A 20,870-nucleotide genomic window follows, 5' to 3' on the forward strand; every position below is an offset into this window, starting at 1 on the left:
GGGCCGCACCCAGCGCCGGGTTTACCCCTACAGCTTAACTCGCCGAGCTGGTCGGCGCCGGCATGGCCGGCGGTGGCACCGGGTTGAACCCGACGGTTGAGTCGCGCCGGGTTGGCCAGGCTGCATTGGCCCGATCGGCAATCCCATGCTGGTTATTCACGCCAGGGAGAAATATTCCAGCCTGGTGCAGGGAAAATCAACGATCAGTTTATCCAGCACCCGCTTCTCGTCTTTGAATACCGTCATCCAGATTGACCAGCCGCCGCTTAATTTAGCCAAATCGACAATCACCAGCGCATCAAGGACGCCCGCGCGCCAAGGCGTAAGGTAGCGCTCGGCCAGCGCCCAAATAGCCCGTCGATCGCTCCAGCGTTTATCCCTGGGGCTGTAGTCGGGATGCCCGGGCCGCCGGTCCAGTCCCACCAGCCGGATAAGCGACCGGGCTTTTTCCCGCGCCGCCGGACAGGCGAGCGCCGCCCGGTTGATATCCACCCTGCCGTCCCAGTGATAGGCAAATATGCGAAACGTATCGCTGACGGTGGGAAAATACATGTCTTTGACGGCGTTGACCCCTTTTACCGAATTGCAGTTTTTACAGGCCAGTAGAAAATTGGACCATAAATTCATCCGTTCTATATACTGGCTTTTATGCCTGATATGTTCCACATCGATGCCGCATGAATAGCTGTGGCGCTCGCAATAGCTGCAATAAGCGCCGATAGCTCGCATAAGATCGGTTTTGGCGCTGCCATAGGGTTTATATTCCGCTTTCCGTGCGGTAAACGATCTTTTATTGAGCGGCCGCATTATGATCCTTTTAGCTTTCTCTCGGTGGCTAATAAATACGCCAGGACGGGATTATCCATAAATTCGGTTTCGATATTATCCAGCGCCTGTTTGGCGGCTGTCTTACTCGCCTCGGACACGGTGTCGCTGTTTAGCAGCGAAAAATAACGCTCGGCCAGGCGCTGGTACGCAAGGAATCGTTTGCTGCGCCTGACGTCCCCGACATCCATTTCATCCGCAACGATATCCTCCAGGCCCTTCATGTTGGTATTGTCCGAGGTGCTTTCCACCCGGCACTCGGCCAGTTTGATAAGCTCATGGCTTTGCATGGACTGGATAATAAACGGCGAATGGGTGGTGGCGATAAACTGGATGCGGGGAAACGCATCCTTGAGCAGTTGCACGACGTCGCGCTGCCAGGACGGATGCAGGTGCATATCCAGCTCATCAATCAGCACCACGCCTTCGGTAAGCAACACGGCATTTTCCCGCAGGTGCGGGTTGAGTTTTATCGCCCGGTAGGCGATGTCGGCGGACAGCCTGATGATACTGCGGTAGCCGCTGCTGAGCATGTCGAACGATGTCCAGGTGCCGTCCGCCATGTAGCCGAGGATGGTATTGTGCGTCCAGCTGTAATGAATTTTTTGCCAGTTCGGCACCAGGGTGGTAATGGTATTCACAAAGGCGTCATATAAGCTTTTTTCCCGGGCGAACTTCAAAATCGAATCCTCATAATCGGCGAACCAGGATATAAAACGCTCCTGCAGGACGTGGGGATCGAGCGCCGCGGCATAACCCTCCGTCCGGGCCGTGGCCCGGGAGAGGCGATGGCGTTGGGATGTATCGCTGAATAACCGGGCGGTGCCGTAATAGGCAATCAGGGGTAAAGTGGTATTATCATTCGCTTCATAAATATTCTTACATAAACGTTCCGCATGCTTAATCATGGCGTTCGCATCTTTGTAGGAGGTCGATCCGCCGGTGACTTTGTCCGTTTCGCGCGTCCAGCGATATTCTTTATCCTGCAGGGTATGGCACAACGCCACTTTAAACGGCAGTTGGATATGCAAGGCGTTTTCCGTTAGTACTTTTCTTTTTTCGTGTTGCCTGAGCGTGCGGATTTCAATGGCGCTGTCGCCGGTGACCTTCCTGACGCCGATAAAAAAAGTGCCCAGCGCAAAAGAAATAGCGTCGAGAATGCTGGTCTTACCCGTTGCATTATCGCCGATAATAACATTGAAGCGTTCATTAAATTCCAATTCTAATAATTCAAAGCATTTGAAATTATTCAATGAAATGGTTTTTATTTTCATATATATCCTGTTGCCATGTGTTATTTTTATTATGCAATAGCGATAATCCCCCGTCCATAATAACATGCAACTATTTCGACGAGCTAAATAGAGCGCCGCAATTCCGCGCGGCTGAATATCTTGCCGTGGCGGCGCTGTCACGTTAATCTGTTATTATTAATACGCTAAAAGACAAGGATGAGTGCCGCCATGTTTATCGGCTTGCCACAGTGGCACCATGCCGCCTGGAACCCTATCGGCATTGCCGGCCTGGCGGATTACGCCCGCTATTTTAACTGCGTGGAGGGCAATACCACGCTGTATGCCCTGCCGGATCCGGCGCGGGTATATGACTGGCGCGCCATGACCGGCGACAGTTTCCGTTTTTGCTTTAAATTTCCCGCCGCCATCAGCCACCAGGGCGGGTTGCGCGATTTCCGCACCCAGCTTGCGCAGTTTTATCAGGTGCTCGATCCGTTGGCAGGCCGCATCGGCCAATACTGGCTGCAATTGCCGGCCGCCTTCGGCCCGGCGGAGCTGGATTATCTGTGGAACTTCCTCGACGCCTTGTCCGGAGGATTCAGCTATGGGGTGGAAGTGCGTCATCCGCTGTTCTTCGCCAAGGGCGACGACGAACGGCGGCTTAACCAGGGTTTGCAGCAGCGCGGCGTCAACCGGGTGATCCTCGACAGCCGTCCGGTGCATCAATCCGCCGGCGCGTCTGCCGCCATGCTGGCGGCCAAACGCCAAAAACCCAAGGTGCCGGTGCATGCCGTACTCACCGGCGACCGGCCGTTGGTTCGTTATATCGGCAATGATGATATAACCGACAGCGTCCGGCTGTTCCAGCCCTGGCTGGATAAGCTGGGGCTGTGGGCGCAAAGCCGTTCGCCCTATCTGTTTATCCATACGCCCGATATCGGCCATGCGCCGCGCCTGGCCCAGCAGCTGTGGCCGCTGCTCGCGGCCCGCATCAGCGGCGTTGGGCCGATACCGCCCTGGCCGCAACAGGCCCCATTGTTTTGACTGTTGAAAACAGGGTATTTTTAGCACGATAATAACGACAGCGCCACGCTGTCAGGATATCATTTGCACGCTGCTTGGTTTCTGGGTAATGGAGTTGAAGATGGTAAGTGCGCTTTATGTGGTTTTCGGCGCCATGTTGTTGATTAAGCTGTCATTGGATGTCGTAAAATTACGAACGTCATATCGTGTGGCCTACGGCGACGGCGGTTTTTATGAATTGCAGACGGCGATTCGCGTGCATGGCAATGCGGTGGAGTATATCCCCATAGGCCTGCTGATGCTGGTGATCATGGAAATGAACGGCACGCCGAACTGGACCCTGCATCTGTGCGGGCTGATGCTGATGGCCGGCCGGATTATGCACTCGCTCGGCCTGCGCCAGCGGGAGTTTAGCTGGCGTCGTACCGGCATGAGCGTCACCTATGCGTCGTTGATCATGATGGTGTTGCTTAATTTGTGGTATCTGCCCTGGGAACTGGTGTTAAGCTGGCGTTAACACCGCGCGTGCCGGCGGCATAAAGGATGGCGGCACATGATTTGTGCCGCCGATCTGTTAGAATAGCGCCTTTCCCTGAACAACCCCGATATTTCGATGACAAATCACGATAAACTCTTCTGCGCGCCGATTGCCAAATTGGGCGACTGGACCTTCGATGAACGGGTGGCCGAGGTTTTCCCGGACATGATCCAGCGCTCGGTGCCCGGCTATTCCAATATTATTGCCATGATCGGCATGCTGGCCGGGCGTTTTGTCACGCCAGGATCGCAGGTTTACGATCTTGGCTGTTCGCTGGGCGCCGCCACATTGTCCATGCGCCGCAATATTACCGCCGACGGCTGCCGTATCATTGCCGTGGATAACTCAGCCGCCATGGTGGAGCGCTGCCGCCGGCATATCGAGGCGTTTCGCGCCACGACGGCGGTAGACGTTATCGAGGCGGATATCCGCGACGTGCCGATCGGCAACGCCTCCCTGGTGGTGCTGAACTTCACGCTGCAATTCCTCGAGCCCAAGGATCGCCAGCTGATGCTCGACCGGGTGTTCGCCGGGCTTAACCCCGGCGGCGCCGTGGTGCTGTCCGAGAAATTCAGCTTTACCGACGCCGGCATCGGCGAGCTGCTGTTTAACATGCATCATGACTTCAAACGGGCTAACGGCTATAGCGAGCTGGAGATCAGCCAGAAACGCAGCATGCTGGAAAACGTGATGCTCACCGATACCGTGGAAACCCATAAAGCCAGGCTGGGCCAGGCCGGTTTCGGCCATGCCGAGGTCTGGTTCCAATGCTTTAATTTCGGTTCATTGATTGCGGTGAAACCGGGGCGCGCGGCATGACGGATTTTGGTGATTTTTATCAGCTGATTGCCAAAGGCCCGCTGAACCATTGGCTCAATACCCTGCCATCGCAGCTGAGCGCCTGGCAGCACGATTCGCTGCACGGCAAATTCAGGCAGTGGTTCAACGCCGTCGATCGCCTGCCCCTGCTGACGCCCCACCGGCTGGATTTGCTGCGCGGCGTGTCGGCGCAGGGTGAGTCGCCTTTGTCCGCGGGGCAAAAAGAAGGGGTCGAATCGCTGCTGCGCCAGCTGATGCCCTGGCGCAAGGGCCCGTTTTCCCTCTACGATATCGAGATCGACACCGAATGGCGTTCGGACTGGAAATGGGAACGCGTCATGCCGCATATCAGCCCGCTGGCCGGGCGGATTATCCTGGATGTGGGCTGCGGCAGCGGTTATCACCTGTGGCGCACCATCGGCGCGGGGGCGCAGCTGGCGGTGGGCATCGACCCGATGCAACTGTTCCTCTGCCAGTTCGAGGCGGTGCGTAAGCTGCTCGGCGGGGATCAGCGCGCCCATCTGCTGCCGTTGGGCATCGAGCAGTTGCCCGACCTGGCGGCCTTCGATACGGTATTTTCCATGGGGGTGCTGTACCATCGGCGCTCGCCGCTGGATCATTTGCTGCAGTTGAAGAACCAATTGGTCAGCGGCGGCGAACTGGTATTGGAAACCCTGGTGGTCGAAGGCGACGCCCGGCAGGTGCTGGTGCCCGGAGAACGTTACGCCCAAATGCGCAACGTGTTTTTTATTCCTTCCACCGGCGCGCTGATGCTATGGCTGGAAAAATGCGGTTTTGAGCAGGTGCGGTTGGCGGACACGTCGCTGACCACCACCAACGAGCAGCGGCGTACATCATGGATGACCAGCGAATCGCTGGCCGACTTCCTGCATCCCGACGACCCCAGGCTGACGGTGGAGGGCTACCCCGCCCCCCTGCGCGCAGTGGTGATTGCCCGCAAGCCCTGACGTGCCCGCGCAGACCGCGTCGGCATTAGCGACCGGAGGTTCGGTACATGACGCTGCGGCGGATAAAAAAAAGCCCCAAGAAATATATTGGGGCCTGGTACTTGCAAGCATCACGCGGGTTAGTTCGTGTGCGCGGCAAAATCAGCGGTCAGGCCGGCCGGTGCGAGGGGGAGGATGCAGAGGCGGACAGCGCATGTTTCATCGCCGCCACCATATCGCCATCGACGCAAAATCGGGTAAATTCATCCGCTTCGTTGTCCACGCTCATGCTTACGCCCGCTTTGCGGTAACGCATCCCGGAAGCAACCACCTGTCTTGCGGAACTGTGCAGTTCACGGATGCCAATTTGTTGGAACTTATGCAAATTGGTTAACCTCACGCCAGCGCCTGCCATAATGATTGGACCACGGCTTTGGGCATTCAGTTCCCTTAATAATGCTAAACCTGTTTCGGCGCTTTGCTGTTGGCCGGAGGTCAGGATGCGCGCCACGCCCAGATCGGTTAATTGCTGCAACGCCTGGTAGGGATTGATGCACATATCGAAGGCGCGGTGGAAGGTGACCGCCACGCCAGCGCATTGCGCCATGATGCGCCGCATGCGCGGCAGATCGATATGCCCTTCTTGGTCCAGCACGCCGACCACCACCCCGGGAAAGCCCCAATCGCGTACCAACGCCAGATCGTTAAGCATGCCGTCGAACTCGATTTCACTGTAGCAAAAATCGCCGCCCCGTGGCCTGACCATGGGGTGAACGGGAAGCGTAAGCCTTTCCCTTGCCAGTTGAAGCGTGCCGTGCGAGGGCGTCAGCCCCCCTTCTGTCGGGGCCGAGCACAACTCGATCCTGTCCGCTCCCGCTTGCTCCGCCGTTATGGCGCAGTCAAGGCTATAGCAGCAGACTTCCAATTTAGGCATTGTATACTCCTTATAGACGCCCCAGGATAACAGGCATTTAAAAACAGCCCTTCGGCAGTCGCGATAATTTCTTATTTATTACCCAAGGAAATAACTATGGCATTCAACTTTGACGAAAGTATCGACCGACGTCACAGCGACAGTTATAAATGGCGAAAATATGATGGCCGCGATGTTATTCCACTGTGGGTGGCGGATACTGATTTTCGCTCGCCTCCCGCTATTATCGAGGCATTGCGGGCGCGTGTCGAGCACGGCGTCTTTGGTTACGGCGCGCCTCCCGGGGAGCTGGCCACGCTGTTTGTCGAACGGATGCGCAGCCGTTATCAATGGCGCGTCAAACCCGAATGGCTGGTTTTTTTGCCGGGATTGGTAAGCGGCCTTAACCTGGCGGTGCGCGCGCTGACCCGGGAAGATATGGGCGTCGTTATCCCCACGCCGATTTACCCGCCGTTCCGCTCGGCCGCGCGCGGCGCGGCGCGTCAACAGCGCCTGGCGCCGATGGCGCTAACGCAGGGGCGCTGGCAGGTGGATTTGGCGGCGATTGAGGAATCGATGGACGGCACGGAGCAGTTGTTGATGCTGTGCAACCCGCATAATCCAGGCGGCACCGTCTACCGGCGCGAGGAGCTGGAACAGCAGTTGGCGTTTGCCCGGCGTCATAATCTGCTGGTCTGCTCCGACGAGATCCATTGCGATCTGCTGCTGGAGCCCGGGGCCAGGCATATTCCATTCGGATCGATGAGCGAGGATGCCGAACAACGTTCCATCACGCTGATGTCGCCGTCCAAGACCTTTAACATCGCCGGACTGGGCGCTTCGCTGGCGGTGATCCCCAATGCGCGGTTACGCATGAAATTTATTGCGCAACGCAGCGGCATCGTCCCGAATGTGGATGTGCTGGCGTATGTCGCCGCCACCGCCGCCTGGCGCGACGGGCAACCCTGGCTGGACGAGCAGCTCCACTACCTGCGCGGCAACCGGGATTGGCTGGCCGCGCGCATCAACGCCCTGCCGGGTTTGCGCATGGCGCTGCCGGAAGCGACCTATCTGGCCTGGATTGATGCCGGCCGGCTTGGCGTGGAGAATGCTCAGCGATTTTTCGAGCAGGCGGGCGTCGGCCTGTCCGCCGGCGCGGATTTTGGCGATCCCCGGTTTATCCGGCTGAATTTCGGCTGCCCGCGCGCCCTGCTGGAGCAGGCGGTGGCACGCATGGAACGGGCAATTCGGGAGCTTGGCTAGCCGCCGCTCGCCTCGCTGCCCACGATAGCGCGCAGGCTGTGCGGGTGAAATTTAATCGTGACCCGTCCGTCGGTCACCGCCAGCGTCGGATTGGGCAAACGCTCGCCCGCATCCTGCGGCGCGCTGTGTTTGAGGCTGATATCGGCCGCCGCCAGGGCCGAATCCGCCAGCAGCGCCAGCGCCCGTTGCGCCAGCGTGTCGGGCGGGCCGGGCAGGACGATCTCGATATGTTCCCAGCCATCATGGGGATAACGGCGCTGCCCCGGCCAGGGCAGTTCCACGCAGTCAATGCGCAATGGCCCCACGCTTATCGGCGTTTGCATAACGAACAGCGCAATGGCGCGCCCGTTGAATTCACTGGTTTTCAGGCATTGCCCGCACCGCCGCAGGCCGTCAAACCAGCGCTGCGCCGTGGCGTCCTGCCGGCAGCGCAGCGCAATATGATCGATGCGGTGATCGGTCAGCACCAGGCCGAGCCGCGACGACAGCGCCGTGAGCCGCTGTTCGAAACACACAATGTCCTCGGCGAGATCGGCTAATTGTGGGATGGTGATCCAATTCATTGTCAATTCCCGTAATTAATGCAAGCGCACCAAAATATAGCATCCTAGGAAATATCTTATTTCATTACATAACTTAATGTTCCTTTAATATTGTTTAATAAAAAAAACATTTCTTTATATTATTTTGTCTCATTGGCAACACGCGTAAGCGCCGCTTATGCCGCGTTTTTTTATCAATGAGCATTCTGTGCTCAGTATTATCTTAAAGCGCTTTTCATGGATTGTATACCTCGGATAAATACGTTATTTTCATAAATGGTATTACTCAGAGTATATAATTATGATGTTACTAACATTGTGCATAATACTTGTTGTTATTGCGGTGTTTTCAATACTTCAACACTTACGCACCAGAAATCGTAATCAGTTGGGCGCGTCCAGAAGATCACGCAACCGCTAGCCCCCATTTTTCCCCTGATGGGCTGAATATCCCATGGTTAATCCCTTGCCCGCCACCACAGCCGCTTTTACTTTACAGGTACCCGCCAGGTCATACTGACTCGGCGCGCCGATTATGGTATAAGCGGTGTTTCTTTTGCTTTTCGACCTGCGTCCGGGCATTAAGCCTATGCCGCGGCATGCGGTCGACATATCAGATAGCCGGAAAACCGGGGCGGCGTTCCCCCCTCTTCCAGCGTTAGTAAGAAAGGTAATACGGTGAATATTCAGTCTCTTCTTTCAGACAAAGTCAGTCAGGCGTTGACGGCCGCCGGCGCGCCCGTGGCAAGTGAAGCGCAGGTGCGCCAGTCCGCCAAGGCGCAGTTCGGCGATTATCAGGCCAACGGCGTCATGTCCGTGGCAAAAAAACTCGGTATCCCGCCGCGACAGCTGGCGGAAACAGTGGTTTCGCTGCTCGATCTTGACGGCATAGCGCAAAAAATCGACATTGCCGGTCCCGGATTTATCAATATTTTCCTGGACCCGGCGTGGCTCGCGCTGCAGGTCGATGCCGCGCTGGACTCCCCGCGGCTTAATATCACCCCGGTCATTCCCCAGACCATAGTGGTGGACTACTCGGCGCCGAACGTGGCCAAGGAGATGCATGTCGGCCATCTGCGCTCCACTATCATCGGCGATGCGGCGGTGCGTACCCTGGAGTTTCTCGGCCATAAGGTGATTCGCGCCAATCATGTGGGCGACTGGGGCACCCAGTTCGGCATGCTGATAGCCTACCTGGAGAAAATCCAGTCCCGGGGCGAGCCGGAGATGCAATTATCCAGCCTGGAAGAATTTTACCGCGCGGCGAAAAAAACCTATGACGAAGACGCCGAGTTCGCCGAGCGGGCCAGGAGCTATGTGGTCAAGCTGCAGGGCGGCGACGAATACTGCCGGCAGATGTGGCGTAAGCTGGTGGATATCACCATGGCGCAGAACCAGCAGGTGTATGACCGCCTGAACGTGACCCTTACCCGTAAGGACGTGATGGGCGAGAGCCTGTATAACGATATGCTGCCGGGCATTGTCGCCGATCTGAAAGCCAAGGGCCTGGCGGTGGAAAGCGACGGGGCCACCGTGGTGTACCTGGAGGAATTTCGCACCAAGGAAGGCGAGCCGATGGGGGTGATCATCCAGAAGAAGGATGGCGCCTACCTGTACACCACCACCGATATCGCCTGCGCCAAATATCGTTACGAAACGCTGAAGGCCGACCGGGTGCTTTATTATATCGATTCGCGCCAGCACCAGCATTTGCTGCAGGCCTGGTCCATCGTGCGCAAAGCCGGCTATGTGCCGGAATCCGTCCCGCTGGAGCACCATATGTTCGGCATGATGCTCGGCAAGGATGGAAAACCGTTTAAAACCCGCGCCGGCGGTACCATCAAGCTTGCCGATCTGTTGGATGAAGCGCTAGAACGCGCCCGCCGCCTGATCGCCGAAAAGAATCCGGACATGCCGGCGGAAGAGCTGGAAACCCTGGCGCGGGTGGTGGGCATCGGGGCGGTGAAATACGCCGACCTGTCCAAAAGCCGCACCACCGACTATATCTTCGACTGGGACAATATGCTGGCCTTTGAAGGCAATACCGCGCCCTATATGCAGTATGCCTATACCCGGGTCGCGTCGGTGTTTAAACGCAGCGGCCTGGATGAACGGCAGCTGACGGCGCCGGTCAGGCTGGAAGCGGAACAGGAAACGCTGCTGGCGGCCCGCCTGCTGCAGTTTGAGGAAGCCATCACCGTGCTGGCCCGCGACGGCACGCCTCACGTGATGTGTAGCTACCTTTACGATCTGGCCGGGCTGTTCTCCAGTTTCTACGAGCATTGCCCGATCCTGACCGCCGAACATAACGATATCCTGCAAAGTCGTCTTAAGCTGGCGCTGCTGACCTCAAGAACCCTGAAGCAGGGCCTGGAGATGCTGGGCATCCAGACCGTCGAGCGCATGTAACCCCAGGCGTTAAAGAAACCGCGCGCCGGCTTGGCCGGCGCGCGGTTTTTTATTAGCTGACCGAACGGGCAAAATCCCTGATACGAAATCCCAGCGCCGCCAGGGTGGTGAAATAGGCCACCACGCCCACGGCCACCACCAGCGCGAGGCGCAGCAGGCGCGCCAACATACTGCCCTGCGCCCAGTCGGGCATTACCCACAGCATGCCCAGCAGCGCCGCCGCCATCACCGCCACCGCGATAATCAGTCGCACCATGAACGGCAGCCATCCCGGCTGCGGCTGGAACATGTTTTTCTTACGCAATTGCCAATAAAGCAATCCGGCGTTCAGGCAGGCGGCCAGGCCGATCGACAGCGACAGCCCGGCATGCTTGAGCGGACCGATAAACACCAGGTTCATCAGCTGCGTTATGATAAGCGTCACTATCGCCACCTTGACCGGCGTCTTGATATCCTGGCGTGAATAAAACCCCGGCGCCAGCACCTTCACCATGATAAGGCCTATCAGGCCCACCGAGTAGGCCATCAATGCCCGCTGCGTCATGGCCGCGTCAAAGGCGGAAAACCGCCCGTACTGGAACAGCGATACGGTAAGCGGTTTGGCCAGGATGCCCAGCGCCACGGCGCTCGGCAACGCCAGCACAAAACACAGCCGCAGCCCCCAGTCCATCAGGCGGGAGTACTCCTCATGGTTGCCGCTGGAAAAGCTCCTGGCCAGCGACGGCAGCAAAATAGTGCCCAACGCCACGCCCAGCACGCCGGAGGGAAACTCCATCAGGCGATCGGCGTAATACATCCATGATACCGAGCCAGAGACCAGGAACGAGGCAAAAATGGTGTTGATGATCAGCGAAATCTGGCTGACGGATACCCCGAGGATCGCCGGCCCCATCAGGCGCAGCACGCGCCAGACGCCCGCATCCTTGAACTGGATGCGCGGCATCACCAGCATGCCGATTTTTTTCAGATGCGGCAGTTGGTACCCCAGTTGCAGCACGCCGCCGACCACCACCGCCCAGGCCAGGGCCAGCACCGGCGGATGGAAATGCGGCGCGGCGAACAGCGCAAACCCGATCATGCTGACGTTAAGCAACGTCGGGGCAAACGCCGGCACCGAGAAACGGTTCCAGGTATTGAGGATGGCGCCCACCAGCGACGCCAGTGAAATCAGCAGGATATAAGGAAAGGTAATGCGCAGCAGCGACGAGGTCAGGATAAATTTATCCGGCGTATCGGTGAATCCCGGCGCGGTAACCATGATAACCCACGGCGCGGCCAGCATGCCGGCCAGGGTGACCAAGGCCAGCGCCAGGGTCAGCAGACCGGAGATATAGGCAATAAAGGTACGGGTGGCTTCCTCGCCCTGCTGGGTTTTATATTCGGCCAGAATCGGCACGAATGCCTGCGAAAACGCGCCCTCGGCAAAAATACGCCGCAGCAGGTTGGGCAGTTTAAAGGCGACAAAAAACGCATCCGTCGCCATGCCGGCGCCGAAAATGCGGGCAACAATCGCATCGCGGGCAAAACCCAGCACCCGCGAGAACATGGTCATGGAACTGACGGCAGCCAGTGATTTCAATAAATTCATGGTGTTATTTTTTCTACCGCGCCCGGATGCCGCGGTTGGTGGCATAAAACAGCCCCGCCGACATCCTTATCCTTTTGTGGTGCGCCTAGTCTACCCTGACTTCAGGAAATCGCTACTGCGAGTTGTTACGCGGCGTAAGCACCCCGCCCTGACAGCCCGGGACGGCCAGCCGAAAATATTCCAGTACCGTCGCCGGGCACGCGCGGCGTTATAGCTTCAGCACCAGATGATGCGTTCCGCCATCGAGCGCCGTACGCGCCTGCCTGCCGGTCACCGTCAGCGGCGCGTCATCCAGCAACGCTTCGCTTACGCCGCGCGGGTACAGGCCGCTGTTGGTCACCTCGATGGTGAAGCGGGTGTCCAGCACCAGAACTTCGGCGTCAAAGCCCGGCCAGCCGGAGGGCAGGCACGGATCGACAATCAGCGTCGCCCCTTCCCGGCGAATGCCGAGGATCCCCTCCACGCCGGCGCGGTACATCCAGCCGGCCGACCCGGTGTACCAGGTCCAGCCGCCGCGCCCAACATGGGGAGCCACGGAATACACGTCGGCGGCGATAACATAGGGTTCGACCTTATAACGCGCCACCTGCTCCGGCGTGCGGGCATGATTGACAGGATTGAGCAGCGCAAACAGTTCGTGCGCCTTGTCACCCTGCTCCAACCCGACGAACGCCAGGATCGCCCACATGGCCGCATGGGTATACTGTCCGCCGTTTTCGCGCAATCCCGGCGGATAGCCTTTGATATAACCCGGATCGTGGGTGGTTTTATCAAACGGCGGCGTGAACAGCAGCGCCAGCTTGTCCTCGCGGCGGATTAACCATTTCTCCAGCGACGCCATGGCAAGCGCGGCGCGTTTGCCGTCGGCCGCGCCGGAAAGCACCGCCCAGGTCTGGGCAATGGAGTCAATCCGGCACTCATCGTTATCTTTGCTGCCAAGCCAGGTGCCGTCGTCAAAGGTTGCCCGCCGGTACCACTCGCCGTCCCAGGCGTGGCGCTCAATCGACCGGCCCACGGATTCCTTATGCGCCCGCCAGCGCGCGGCCCGTTCGGGCTCGCGGGCCGAGACCCAGGGCATAAACAGGGTCAGGGTGCGGATCAGCAGCCAGCCCAGCCAGACGCTTTCGCCCTTGCCGCCTTCACCGACCCGGTTCATGCCGTCGTTCCAGTCGCCGGTGCCCATCAGGGGCAGGCCGTGCGCGCCGGTAAGCTGCAGGCATTGCTCCATGGCCTGAACGCAATGCTGATAGAGCGTCGCGCTCTCGGCGGCCACCATCGGCTGGAAAAAGGCGTCGTGCTCGCCCTCCGCCAGGCGGGGGCCTTCCAGATAGGGCAGCACTTCGTCCAGCACCGTCTCATCATGACTACAGTTAATATAGCTGGCGACGGCAAACGACAGCCATACCCGGTCATCGGAGATGCGGGTGCGCACGCCCTGGCCCGAATGAGGCAGCCACCAGTGCTGCACGTCGCCTTCCATAAACTGCCGTCCGGCGGCGCGCAGCAAATGGCCGCGCGTCTGCTGCGGCTGCGCGAAGGTCAGCGCCATGCCGTCCTGCAGCTGATCGCGAAAGCCATAGGCGCCGCTGGCCTGGTAGAAGCCGGAGCGCGCCTGGATACGACAGGCCTGGGTTTGATACAGCAGCCAGCCGTTAAGCATGATATCCATGGCCGGATCGGGCGTGGTGACCTGTACCGCCCCCAGCCGCTGTTGCCAGTGTTGGGTTACCTCCGCCAGCACCGCGTTCAGATCGGCGGCCCGGTAGTTTTCGATTAAGCGGCGGGCGCCTTCGGCCGAGTCGCTCTGGCCGATAAACCACACCACTTCGATACTCTGGTTTACCCCCACCTCGATATGGGTCTGCAATACGGTACAAGGATCGTAGCCGGCGCCGCAGGCGCCGCTCAGACGGCCGCCGTTGACCAGCGCGGCGGGCGCGTCCATGGCGCCGTTGCGGCCGAGAAATTCGCTGCGATCGGTACTGAAGGCATCCTGGCGACCGTCGAGGTCGGCAAACGCCACCCGTCCCTGGAACGCCGTTCCCCAGGAATTTCGCGCCAGCACCGCGCCCGTGCTTTCATCGTGTTCGCTGATGATATAGGGACCGGACGCGCTGCGCGAGGTGCCCAGCACCCACTCGACATAGGCCGAAACGGACAGGTGCAGCGTTTGATCGCTCAGGTTGCGTATGGTCAGGCGGGAGATCTTGACCGAGTCCGCCAGCGGTACATACTGCAGCAGCTCCACCGCCGCCTCCAGGGTATTATGCTCGAAACGCGAATAACCGAAACCGTGGTGGGCCAGGTAGCGGCCGCCATCGTTTATCGGGTGGAACGTCGGGCTCCACAAGGCGCCGGTAATATCGTTGCGGATATAGATAGCTTCACCGCCGCTGTCCGCCACCGCATCGTTCAGCCAAGGGGTCAGCTGGTTTTCCCGGCTGTTTTGCGCCCAGGTATAACCACTGCCGCGGGCCGACACCTGGAAACCGAAGTCCGGATTGGCGATTACGTTGATCCAGGGCGCCGGCGGGCAGGTATCCGCATCGATCACGGTGACATACTCGCGTCCCCGCTGGCCAAAACCGCCGGTGCCGTTAAAAAACACCAGACCCGAGGGTATCGGCAACGGGCCGGGGGTCGGCAGGCGCATCTTGCGCTGCGGCAGCAGGGATACCGGCGGCAGCTCCAGCGAGGCCAGCTGGGTGCCGATACTGCCGCGCCGCGCCAGCAGCGCCACCCGCGCCACCGATTGCAGCAGCATGCGCGCCTCCTGGGTCATCAGATCCGCGCGCAGGGTATAGACGCCGCCGCGCGAGGAATCGCCGGTGTACCGTGGGTGGGACTGGCTGCTGCGTACCGCCGTTTCGATGGCGATCTGCAAATCCTGCAAATAAGACGACGAATGCTCATTGATGATCACCACGTCGACGCTGAGCAGCTTCATATGCCAGTATTCATGCGCGCGCAGCAACTGTTTCACCTGGGCAATATCCTGGATATCGTCGATGCGCAGCAGGACAATCGGCAAATCACCGGAGATCGACAACGGCCACAGGCCGGACTGGACGCCGGAGCCGCGGATAATGGTGGCGGAAGGCGCGCGGAAACGGGAGTCGGCATATAACAGCGGCGCGGCCAGCCGCTGGAAGTCGGCCGCTTCCTCGGCATTGATATCCAGATGGCGCAACTGTACCTGGGCCTGGGTCCAGGCCAGGGTCTTCGCCCGCTTATACGCGCTGCGATCGTGATGCTTGTCGATCAGCGCCATCAGCGCCTCTTCAGTGGACGCCACCAGCGTCCAGTAGGTGACCCTGACCGAGGTGCCGGCCGGAATGCGCACCTGTCGCCGGAGCGAGAAAATCGGGTCCAGTACCGTGCCGACGGTATTGGACAGCGGCTGCCGGCCAAGCACCGCGTCCGCGTGGGTAGGGGAAGCCCCACGGCCGATAAACCGCGCCCGATCGGTTTCATACTGGGCATCGGCGAGGCTTTCGCCTTCCACAATGGACAAATGCGCCGCCCAAACGTGCGGCTCCTGCGGGGTACGGGTCCTGCGGGTGGCAATCAGCGCGGTAAATTCCGGCAAATAACGGGTCTGCACAAACATTTTGGCGAACGCCGGATGGGCGATATCGGTATTGGCCGGCGCCAGCACAATCTCCGCATAGGAGGTCAGTTCAACCTCGCGGGTGCGACGGCCGCTGTTGGTTAACATCACACGCCGGACCTCGCCGTCATCCTCGCCGGACACCAGGACGTTAAGCGTGGTGGTCAGCGTCCGATCATGATGGATAAAGGTAGCGTCATCCTCGCTGAAGATGACCTGGTTGAACGACTTGCCTTTCAACGCCCGAATGCGGCGTTCGCTTTGCGAATCCGTCCCCTGGGTTTGCAGCCCGGCCGACCACACCTTGCCGCTGCGCAGATCGCGAAAGCGGATAAACGAACGGCTGTCGTCGCGGGTGACATCTTCGCGCCAGCGGGTAATGGCAATATTGCCCCAGCGGCTATAGCCGCCGCCGGACACGGTCAGCATGACCGCGTAATGGCCGTTGGAAACCAGATGGGTAACCGGCGCGCCGGCGGGCAACGCCGAAAAACGGCGCTGCGTGAGATATTCGTGGCCTGATTTCGCCACCGCTTTTTTCACTTCTTCGGCATGCGGTTTGGTCAGCGCCACTTCCCTTGGCATCCGTTCCTGCAATAACAGTTCGCTGGCCTGGATCATCGGTTCACGGTGAAAACGCGCGCGCATGACCCCATCGAGCAAAGTGTTGTTCAGCGCGACAATCGTCATGCCCTGATGATGCGCCATATAGCTGCGCACGATAGCCACCTTCTGGTTATCCGGCAGCCTGGCGGACGTAAAGTCCAGCGCCTCGTAAAAACCATAGTCGCCGCGCGCGCCCATCTCCGCCAGGCGGCGATAGTTGAGCATCGCGCCGCGCCCGTCCACCATCGACGCCAGTCCGGTGGCATAAGGCGCAATCACCTGGTTTTGCGCCAGGCCGCGCTGCAGCCCCAGTCCCGGCACGCCGAAATTGGAATATTGATAGGTAAAATCCAAATCGCGGGCATTGTAGGCGGACTCGGACACGCCCCAGGGAATCTTAAGCATGCGGCCGTAGGTCTGCTGATGGGCCACCACCACCCGGTTGGTCTGTTCCAGCAGCGTGCCGGCCGCCGCGCGCATGACCAGGGACGGCATCAGGTATTCAAACATCGATCCCGACCAGGAGATCAGCGCTGCTCCCTTGCCGGACCGGATGGCGGCACGGCTGAGGCGGAACCAGTGCCGGGTGGGAATATCCCCTTTGGCGATGGCAAACAGGCTGGCCAGCCTGGCTTCGGACGCCAGCAGGTCATAACAGCCGCTGTCGAGCTGGTTGTCGGTAAAGGAGTAGCCGATCGACAGTAACTTGCGCTCGCCGTCGACCAGGAAGCGGAAATCCATGCCCAGCGCCAATTCCCGCGCGTGGTCGGCCAGCCCTTGCAGGCGTTCATTATAGATATCCACCGGCAGCAGGCGATCGGCATTGATATCGGCGATACTCTGTTTCAATGCCTCAAGCCAGAACATCAGCGTCGGATCCGCCGCGCCCTCGGACGCGGCGTCATCGGCGGGTTCTTCCTCGGGGGAGACGTCGAGATCGCGCATCAAGCCGTACGCCTCGTCCGTAAGCGTGGCGAGCGTCGGCAGCAGGCTGTGATCCGGCTGCCCCTGCTCCAGCTGGCGGGCGATCTCGTCAAGCAGCGCCTCCAGCGGCAGGTCGTCTATTTCCGGCGCTTTTTTTAACGCCTGGCGAATCAATAACACCTGATCCACCGCGCCGGCCCGCCATTCCGGCGATACGGGCGCGCAGCGCCATTCTTCGCAGGCATTGGCCAGGGCTATCAGGTGGCCGGCCAGGTTGCCGCTGTCCACCGACGACACATAGGCCGGGGCCAGGGCTTCCAGGTTGCGGGTTTCATACCAGTTGAAAAAGTGGCCGCGATAACGCTGCAGCTTGTCCAGCGACGCAAAGGTCGCCTCAAGCCGCGCGAGCGTCGCCCCGGTGGAGGCCCAGCCGAAATCACGGGCCGACACGGTGGATAATAAATACAGCCCGATATTGGTGGGCGACGTGCGGTGGGCGACCACCGGCCGGGGTTCTTCCTGAAAGTTATCCGGCGGCAGCATATTGTCCACCGGCGTAACAAAGGTTTCAAAAAATCGCCAGGTCCGGCGGGCGATCAGGCGCAGCGCCTGGGTTTCCTTGGCTGTCAGCGTCGCCTGCGGCGCTATCACCGGCTCCCGGCTGGCCCATAACGCCATCAGGGGCGACAGCAGCCATAATAGCGCAAACACGCCGGCCAACGGCCAGTTCCACGGTGCCAGGAACAGTGTGGCGGCCGTTATCACCAGGCCCAGCAGGATGCCGGCGAACATTTGCCGGTAGAATCCCCGCAGCCCAAGGCGCGGGCTGCCGCCGGTCTGGGCCGAGGTGGTCCATTCAAGCAGCTTGCGATGGCTGAAAAATACCCGTGATAAGGAACGCGCAATGGCGTCCAGCATAGTCCAGGCGTTATCGGCTAAAAAAACCACCTGCATCAGGATGCGCAGCAATGCGTAGCGCAAATCGACGGCGACGTTACGTAAATGCGTACGCAACGGGATGCGGCGCCGGCGCGGCAATAAATCGCAGACAATCGGAAGCAAGGACGGCACGGCGATAGCGGCGATAAGGATCACCGTCCCCAACGCGGCGGTTTCCGGGGGCAGCAGCCAACTCCAGCCGAAAGCCAGCAGGCTGAGCGGCGCGAGCAGCGATCGGCGCAGATTGTCGATCATCTTCCAGCGTCCGACGGCGGGAACCGGGCTCAGGCCGTCGCGACCGTTGAATATCCAGGGCAATAACTGCCAGTCGCCGCGCGTCCAGCGGTGCTGTCTTTTGGCCACCACGTCATAGCGCGCGGGAGAGTCTTCCACCAGTTCCACATCGGAGGCCAGGCCGGCGCGGGCATAAATGCCCTCGAACAGGTCGTGGCTGAGCAGGGTATTTTCCGGAATACGCGCGTCAAGAGCGGCGTCGAAGGCATCGACATCATAAATGCCCTTACCGGTATAGGAGCCTTCGCCGAACAAATCCTGATAAACATCCGAAACCGCCGCGGCATAAGGATCCATGCCGCCTGGCCCGGAGAATACGCGCTGGTAGACCGACCCGTCGGTGCCCAAGGGTAAAGACGGGGTAATGCGGGGCTGCAGGATGCCGTAGCCGCTGACGATACGCTTGCGCACGGCGTCGAATTTCGGCCGGTTAAGCGGATGGGCCATTTTGCCCACCAGCAGCAGCGTGGTTTCACGCGGCAGCCGGGTATCGGCGTCCAGGGTTATGACATAACGCACCCCTTCCGGCACGCGGCTGCCCGGCAGGAAGCTGGTATCGCGCGCGCCGCGCAGCAGACGATTCAATTCGTGCAGTTTGCCGCGCTTGCGTTCCCAGCCCATCCAGCAGGATTCGCGCTCGTTAAACAGGCGGCGGCGGTGCAATAGCAGAAACCGGGCGCCGGCGGGTCCCGCTCCGTGGCGTTGATTTAGTCGGGCGATGCCCTCCCGGGCGCAGGCGATCAGTTCAGCGTCGCCGGGCAACGTTTCCTGCGGCGCATCCAGGCTGTCGGAGAGCAGGGCAAAAGTCAGATCCCCCTCGCCGCTGGCCAGATAGTGCACTTCCAGCCGCTCGATTTGCTCGTTGATCTCCTGCTGGTCGGTCAACAGCACCGGCACCACGATCATGGTGCGCAACGCCGTCGGCACGCCGTCGGTTAACGCCAGCCCGGCCAGGGGCGATGCGCCGAGCCGCCAGTTAACCAGCCGGTTGACCAGCGCGCTGGCGGCATCGCTCAGGGCGGGCAGCGCCAGGATCAGGAATATCGCCAGCGCGCCGGCGCCGATACCGGACAACACCAACAGGCGCCCAGCCCAGGCGGCCAGCAGCAGGCTGAACAAGATGATGGCCCCGGCATAGCCGGCAATACCGGGTTCAATGGCCAACCGGCTGATGCGCAAGCGCCAGGGCGGTTTAAAATCGATGGCCCGCTCCAGCCGCCGACGGCCGCCGGCAATCAGGTGATAACCAGGATCGCCGACGCGGGCGGCTTCGAGGGGGTCGGTCTGGCCGGCGGCGGCATCGCGCGCGGCGTCCAGCGCCCTCCGGGCGATATCCAGCTCACTGTACGACGATCCGCGGGACAGTTGCTCGATGGCGCTGCGATAAAGATTGCGGGTGGTAAAGTTCATCTCGTTAAACGCGCTGTACTGGCTTAAATGTTCATCCACCAGGCTGACGCTTTCAAACAGGGTCGCCCAATCAATATCCGAGATCAGGCGCATGCTGGTGATAATGTTGCGTACCGTGACGTTGGAGGCGCCCAGGCGCTGTTGGGCATTTTGCACAATCAGCTCAATGGAGCTGTCCTGTTGGCTGAGCCGGTCTTCCAGCCAGGCCAGGGACGGCGTGGTGCGGGGATCCTGGTTGCGCAGGCGTTTCGCCAGCTGCGCGGCAAAATGTTCATTAAGCGGCGAGACGTAGCGGGATAAATGCGCCGCTTCCATCGCCGCCTGGGCATTGCCCTTGGCCAACAGCTTGTTGGCCAGTTCCTCGGCCTCCTGGCGGGCTTTGCGACCTTCGCTCATCTGATCCGCCAGTCGCCGCAGGTTCTCGATTAACACGATACGCAGGGTAATGGCCACCGCCCACAGCTCACCGATGGTGAGGGGCTGCACCCGCTGGTAGGCGGCGATAAAGCGCTTGAGATTTTCCGGATCGAAATGGCTGTCGGTATGGGCGATAAAGGCCCAGGCCACGCCGAAAACCCGGGGATAACCGGCAAAAGGTCCCTGGGCCAGTTTCGGCAACAGGCGGTAGAAGCTGGGCGGCAAATCTTCGCGGATTTCACGGATTTGCGCTTCGACCAAATGATAGTTGTCCAACAGCCATTCGGCGGCCGGCACCACGGTATGGCCCTTCTCCAGCTCAAGGGCGCTGGCGCGATAGGCCGCCAGCAATACCGCGGCGTTATCATTCAGCCGCTGGCGCAAAGGTGAGACCCTCGGCGGGTTATCGGTGACGGTCTGGGCCGTCGCCAGGCTTTCGGCATGCTGTTCCAGGCGTTCGACGCCAAAAAGTTCTTTCCTGACCGGGGAAGGATCGTTCCACGGCGACGAGGCTTCACGAAAACGGTAGATCCCAGCGAGCAATTTTTTCATAGCGACCTTAAACCTG

12 protein-coding genes are annotated in these 20,870 nt (G+C 59.9%); 6 read left to right on the top strand and 6 right to left on the bottom strand.

The genetic code is table 11. The features are described from left to right. Positions 1–156: 156 nt before the first annotated feature. Positions 157–807 (bottom strand): HNH endonuclease, encoded by a 651-nt coding sequence (locus GRH90_RS07345; protein WP_162365289.1) that lies wholly within the window; start codon positions 805–807, stop codon positions 157–159. Then, positions 807–2,099 (bottom strand): AAA family ATPase, encoded by a 1,293-nt coding sequence (locus GRH90_RS07350; protein ID WP_162365290.1) that lies wholly within the window; start codon positions 2,097–2,099, stop codon positions 807–809. The genes GRH90_RS07345 and GRH90_RS07350 overlap by 1 nt, the downstream gene beginning before the upstream one ends. A 189-nt stretch (positions 2,100–2,288) precedes the next feature. Between GRH90_RS07350 and GRH90_RS07355 the strand changes: the two genes are divergently transcribed. The 4 genes from GRH90_RS07355 to cmoB all read left to right on the top strand — a co-directional run bounded on the left by GRH90_RS07355 (position 2,289) and on the right by cmoB (position 5,408). Continuing rightward, entirely contained in the window at positions 2,289–3,104 is an 816-nt protein-coding gene (locus tag GRH90_RS07355) for a DUF72 domain-containing protein (RefSeq protein WP_162365291.1), read from the top strand. A gap of 100 nt (positions 3,105–3,204) precedes the next feature. Beyond that, positions 3,205–3,600, top strand: coding sequence for an MAPEG family protein (locus tag GRH90_RS07360; protein WP_162365292.1), 396 nt, complete (start codon positions 3,205–3,207; stop codon positions 3,598–3,600). Positions 3,601–3,696: 96 nt separating this feature from the next. Next, on the top strand, positions 3,697–4,440 hold the full coding sequence (gene cmoA / locus GRH90_RS07365) for a carboxy-S-adenosyl-L-methionine synthase CmoA (protein WP_162365293.1): 744 nt from the start codon (positions 3,697–3,699) through the stop codon (positions 4,438–4,440). Continuing rightward, positions 4,437–5,408, top strand: a complete 972-nt coding sequence (gene cmoB, locus GRH90_RS07370) for a tRNA 5-methoxyuridine(34)/uridine 5-oxyacetic acid(34) synthase CmoB (RefSeq protein WP_162365294.1) — start codon at positions 4,437–4,439, stop codon at positions 5,406–5,408. Before cmoA ends, cmoB begins: the two co-directional genes overlap by 4 nt. Positions 5,409–5,556: 148 nt before the next feature. On the opposite strand, the gene cutC is transcribed toward cmoB, so the two are convergent. Further along, the gene (gene cutC, locus GRH90_RS07375; RefSeq protein WP_162365295.1) at positions 5,557–6,321 is read right to left on the bottom strand and encodes a copper homeostasis protein CutC; all 765 of its coding nucleotides are present in this window, start codon (positions 6,319–6,321) and stop codon (positions 5,557–5,559) included. Between the two features lie 96 nt (positions 6,322–6,417). On the opposite strand from cutC, the gene GRH90_RS07380 reads away from it, so the two are divergent. Next, positions 6,418–7,563: a MalY/PatB family protein gene (locus GRH90_RS07380; protein WP_162365296.1), complete on the top strand. Its 1,146-nt coding sequence runs from the start codon at positions 6,418–6,420 to the stop codon at positions 7,561–7,563. Here the strand turns inward: GRH90_RS07380 and GRH90_RS07385 are convergent. Beyond that, a complete protein-coding gene (locus tag GRH90_RS07385; protein ID WP_162365297.1) occupies positions 7,560–8,126 on the bottom strand; it encodes a VOC family protein in 567 nt (188 codons plus the stop codon). The genes GRH90_RS07380 and GRH90_RS07385 overlap by 4 nt on opposite strands. A gap of 657 nt (positions 8,127–8,783) precedes the next feature. Between GRH90_RS07385 and argS the strand changes: the two genes are divergently transcribed. Further along, on the top strand, positions 8,784–10,514 hold the full coding sequence (gene argS / locus GRH90_RS07390; protein ID WP_162365298.1) for an arginine--tRNA ligase: 1,731 nt from the start codon (positions 8,784–8,786) through the stop codon (positions 10,512–10,514). A 52-nt stretch (positions 10,515–10,566) separates the two neighbouring features. Here the strand turns inward: argS and murJ are convergent, their stop codons facing one another. Next, positions 10,567–12,102, bottom strand: a complete 1,536-nt coding sequence (gene murJ, locus GRH90_RS07395; protein WP_162365299.1) for a murein biosynthesis integral membrane protein MurJ — start codon at positions 12,100–12,102, stop codon at positions 10,567–10,569. 208 nt (positions 12,103–12,310) lie between these two features. After that, positions 12,311–20,854: a glycoside hydrolase family 94 protein gene (locus tag GRH90_RS07400; protein ID WP_162365300.1), complete on the bottom strand. Its 8,544-nt coding sequence runs from the start codon at positions 20,852–20,854 to the stop codon at positions 12,311–12,313. Between the last annotated feature and the right edge of the window lie 16 nt (positions 20,855–20,870).

Origin of the sequence: Acerihabitans arboris (assembly GCF_010131535.1) — a bacterium.
Lineage (GTDB): Bacteria > Pseudomonadota > Gammaproteobacteria > Enterobacterales > Enterobacteriaceae > Acerihabitans > Acerihabitans arboris.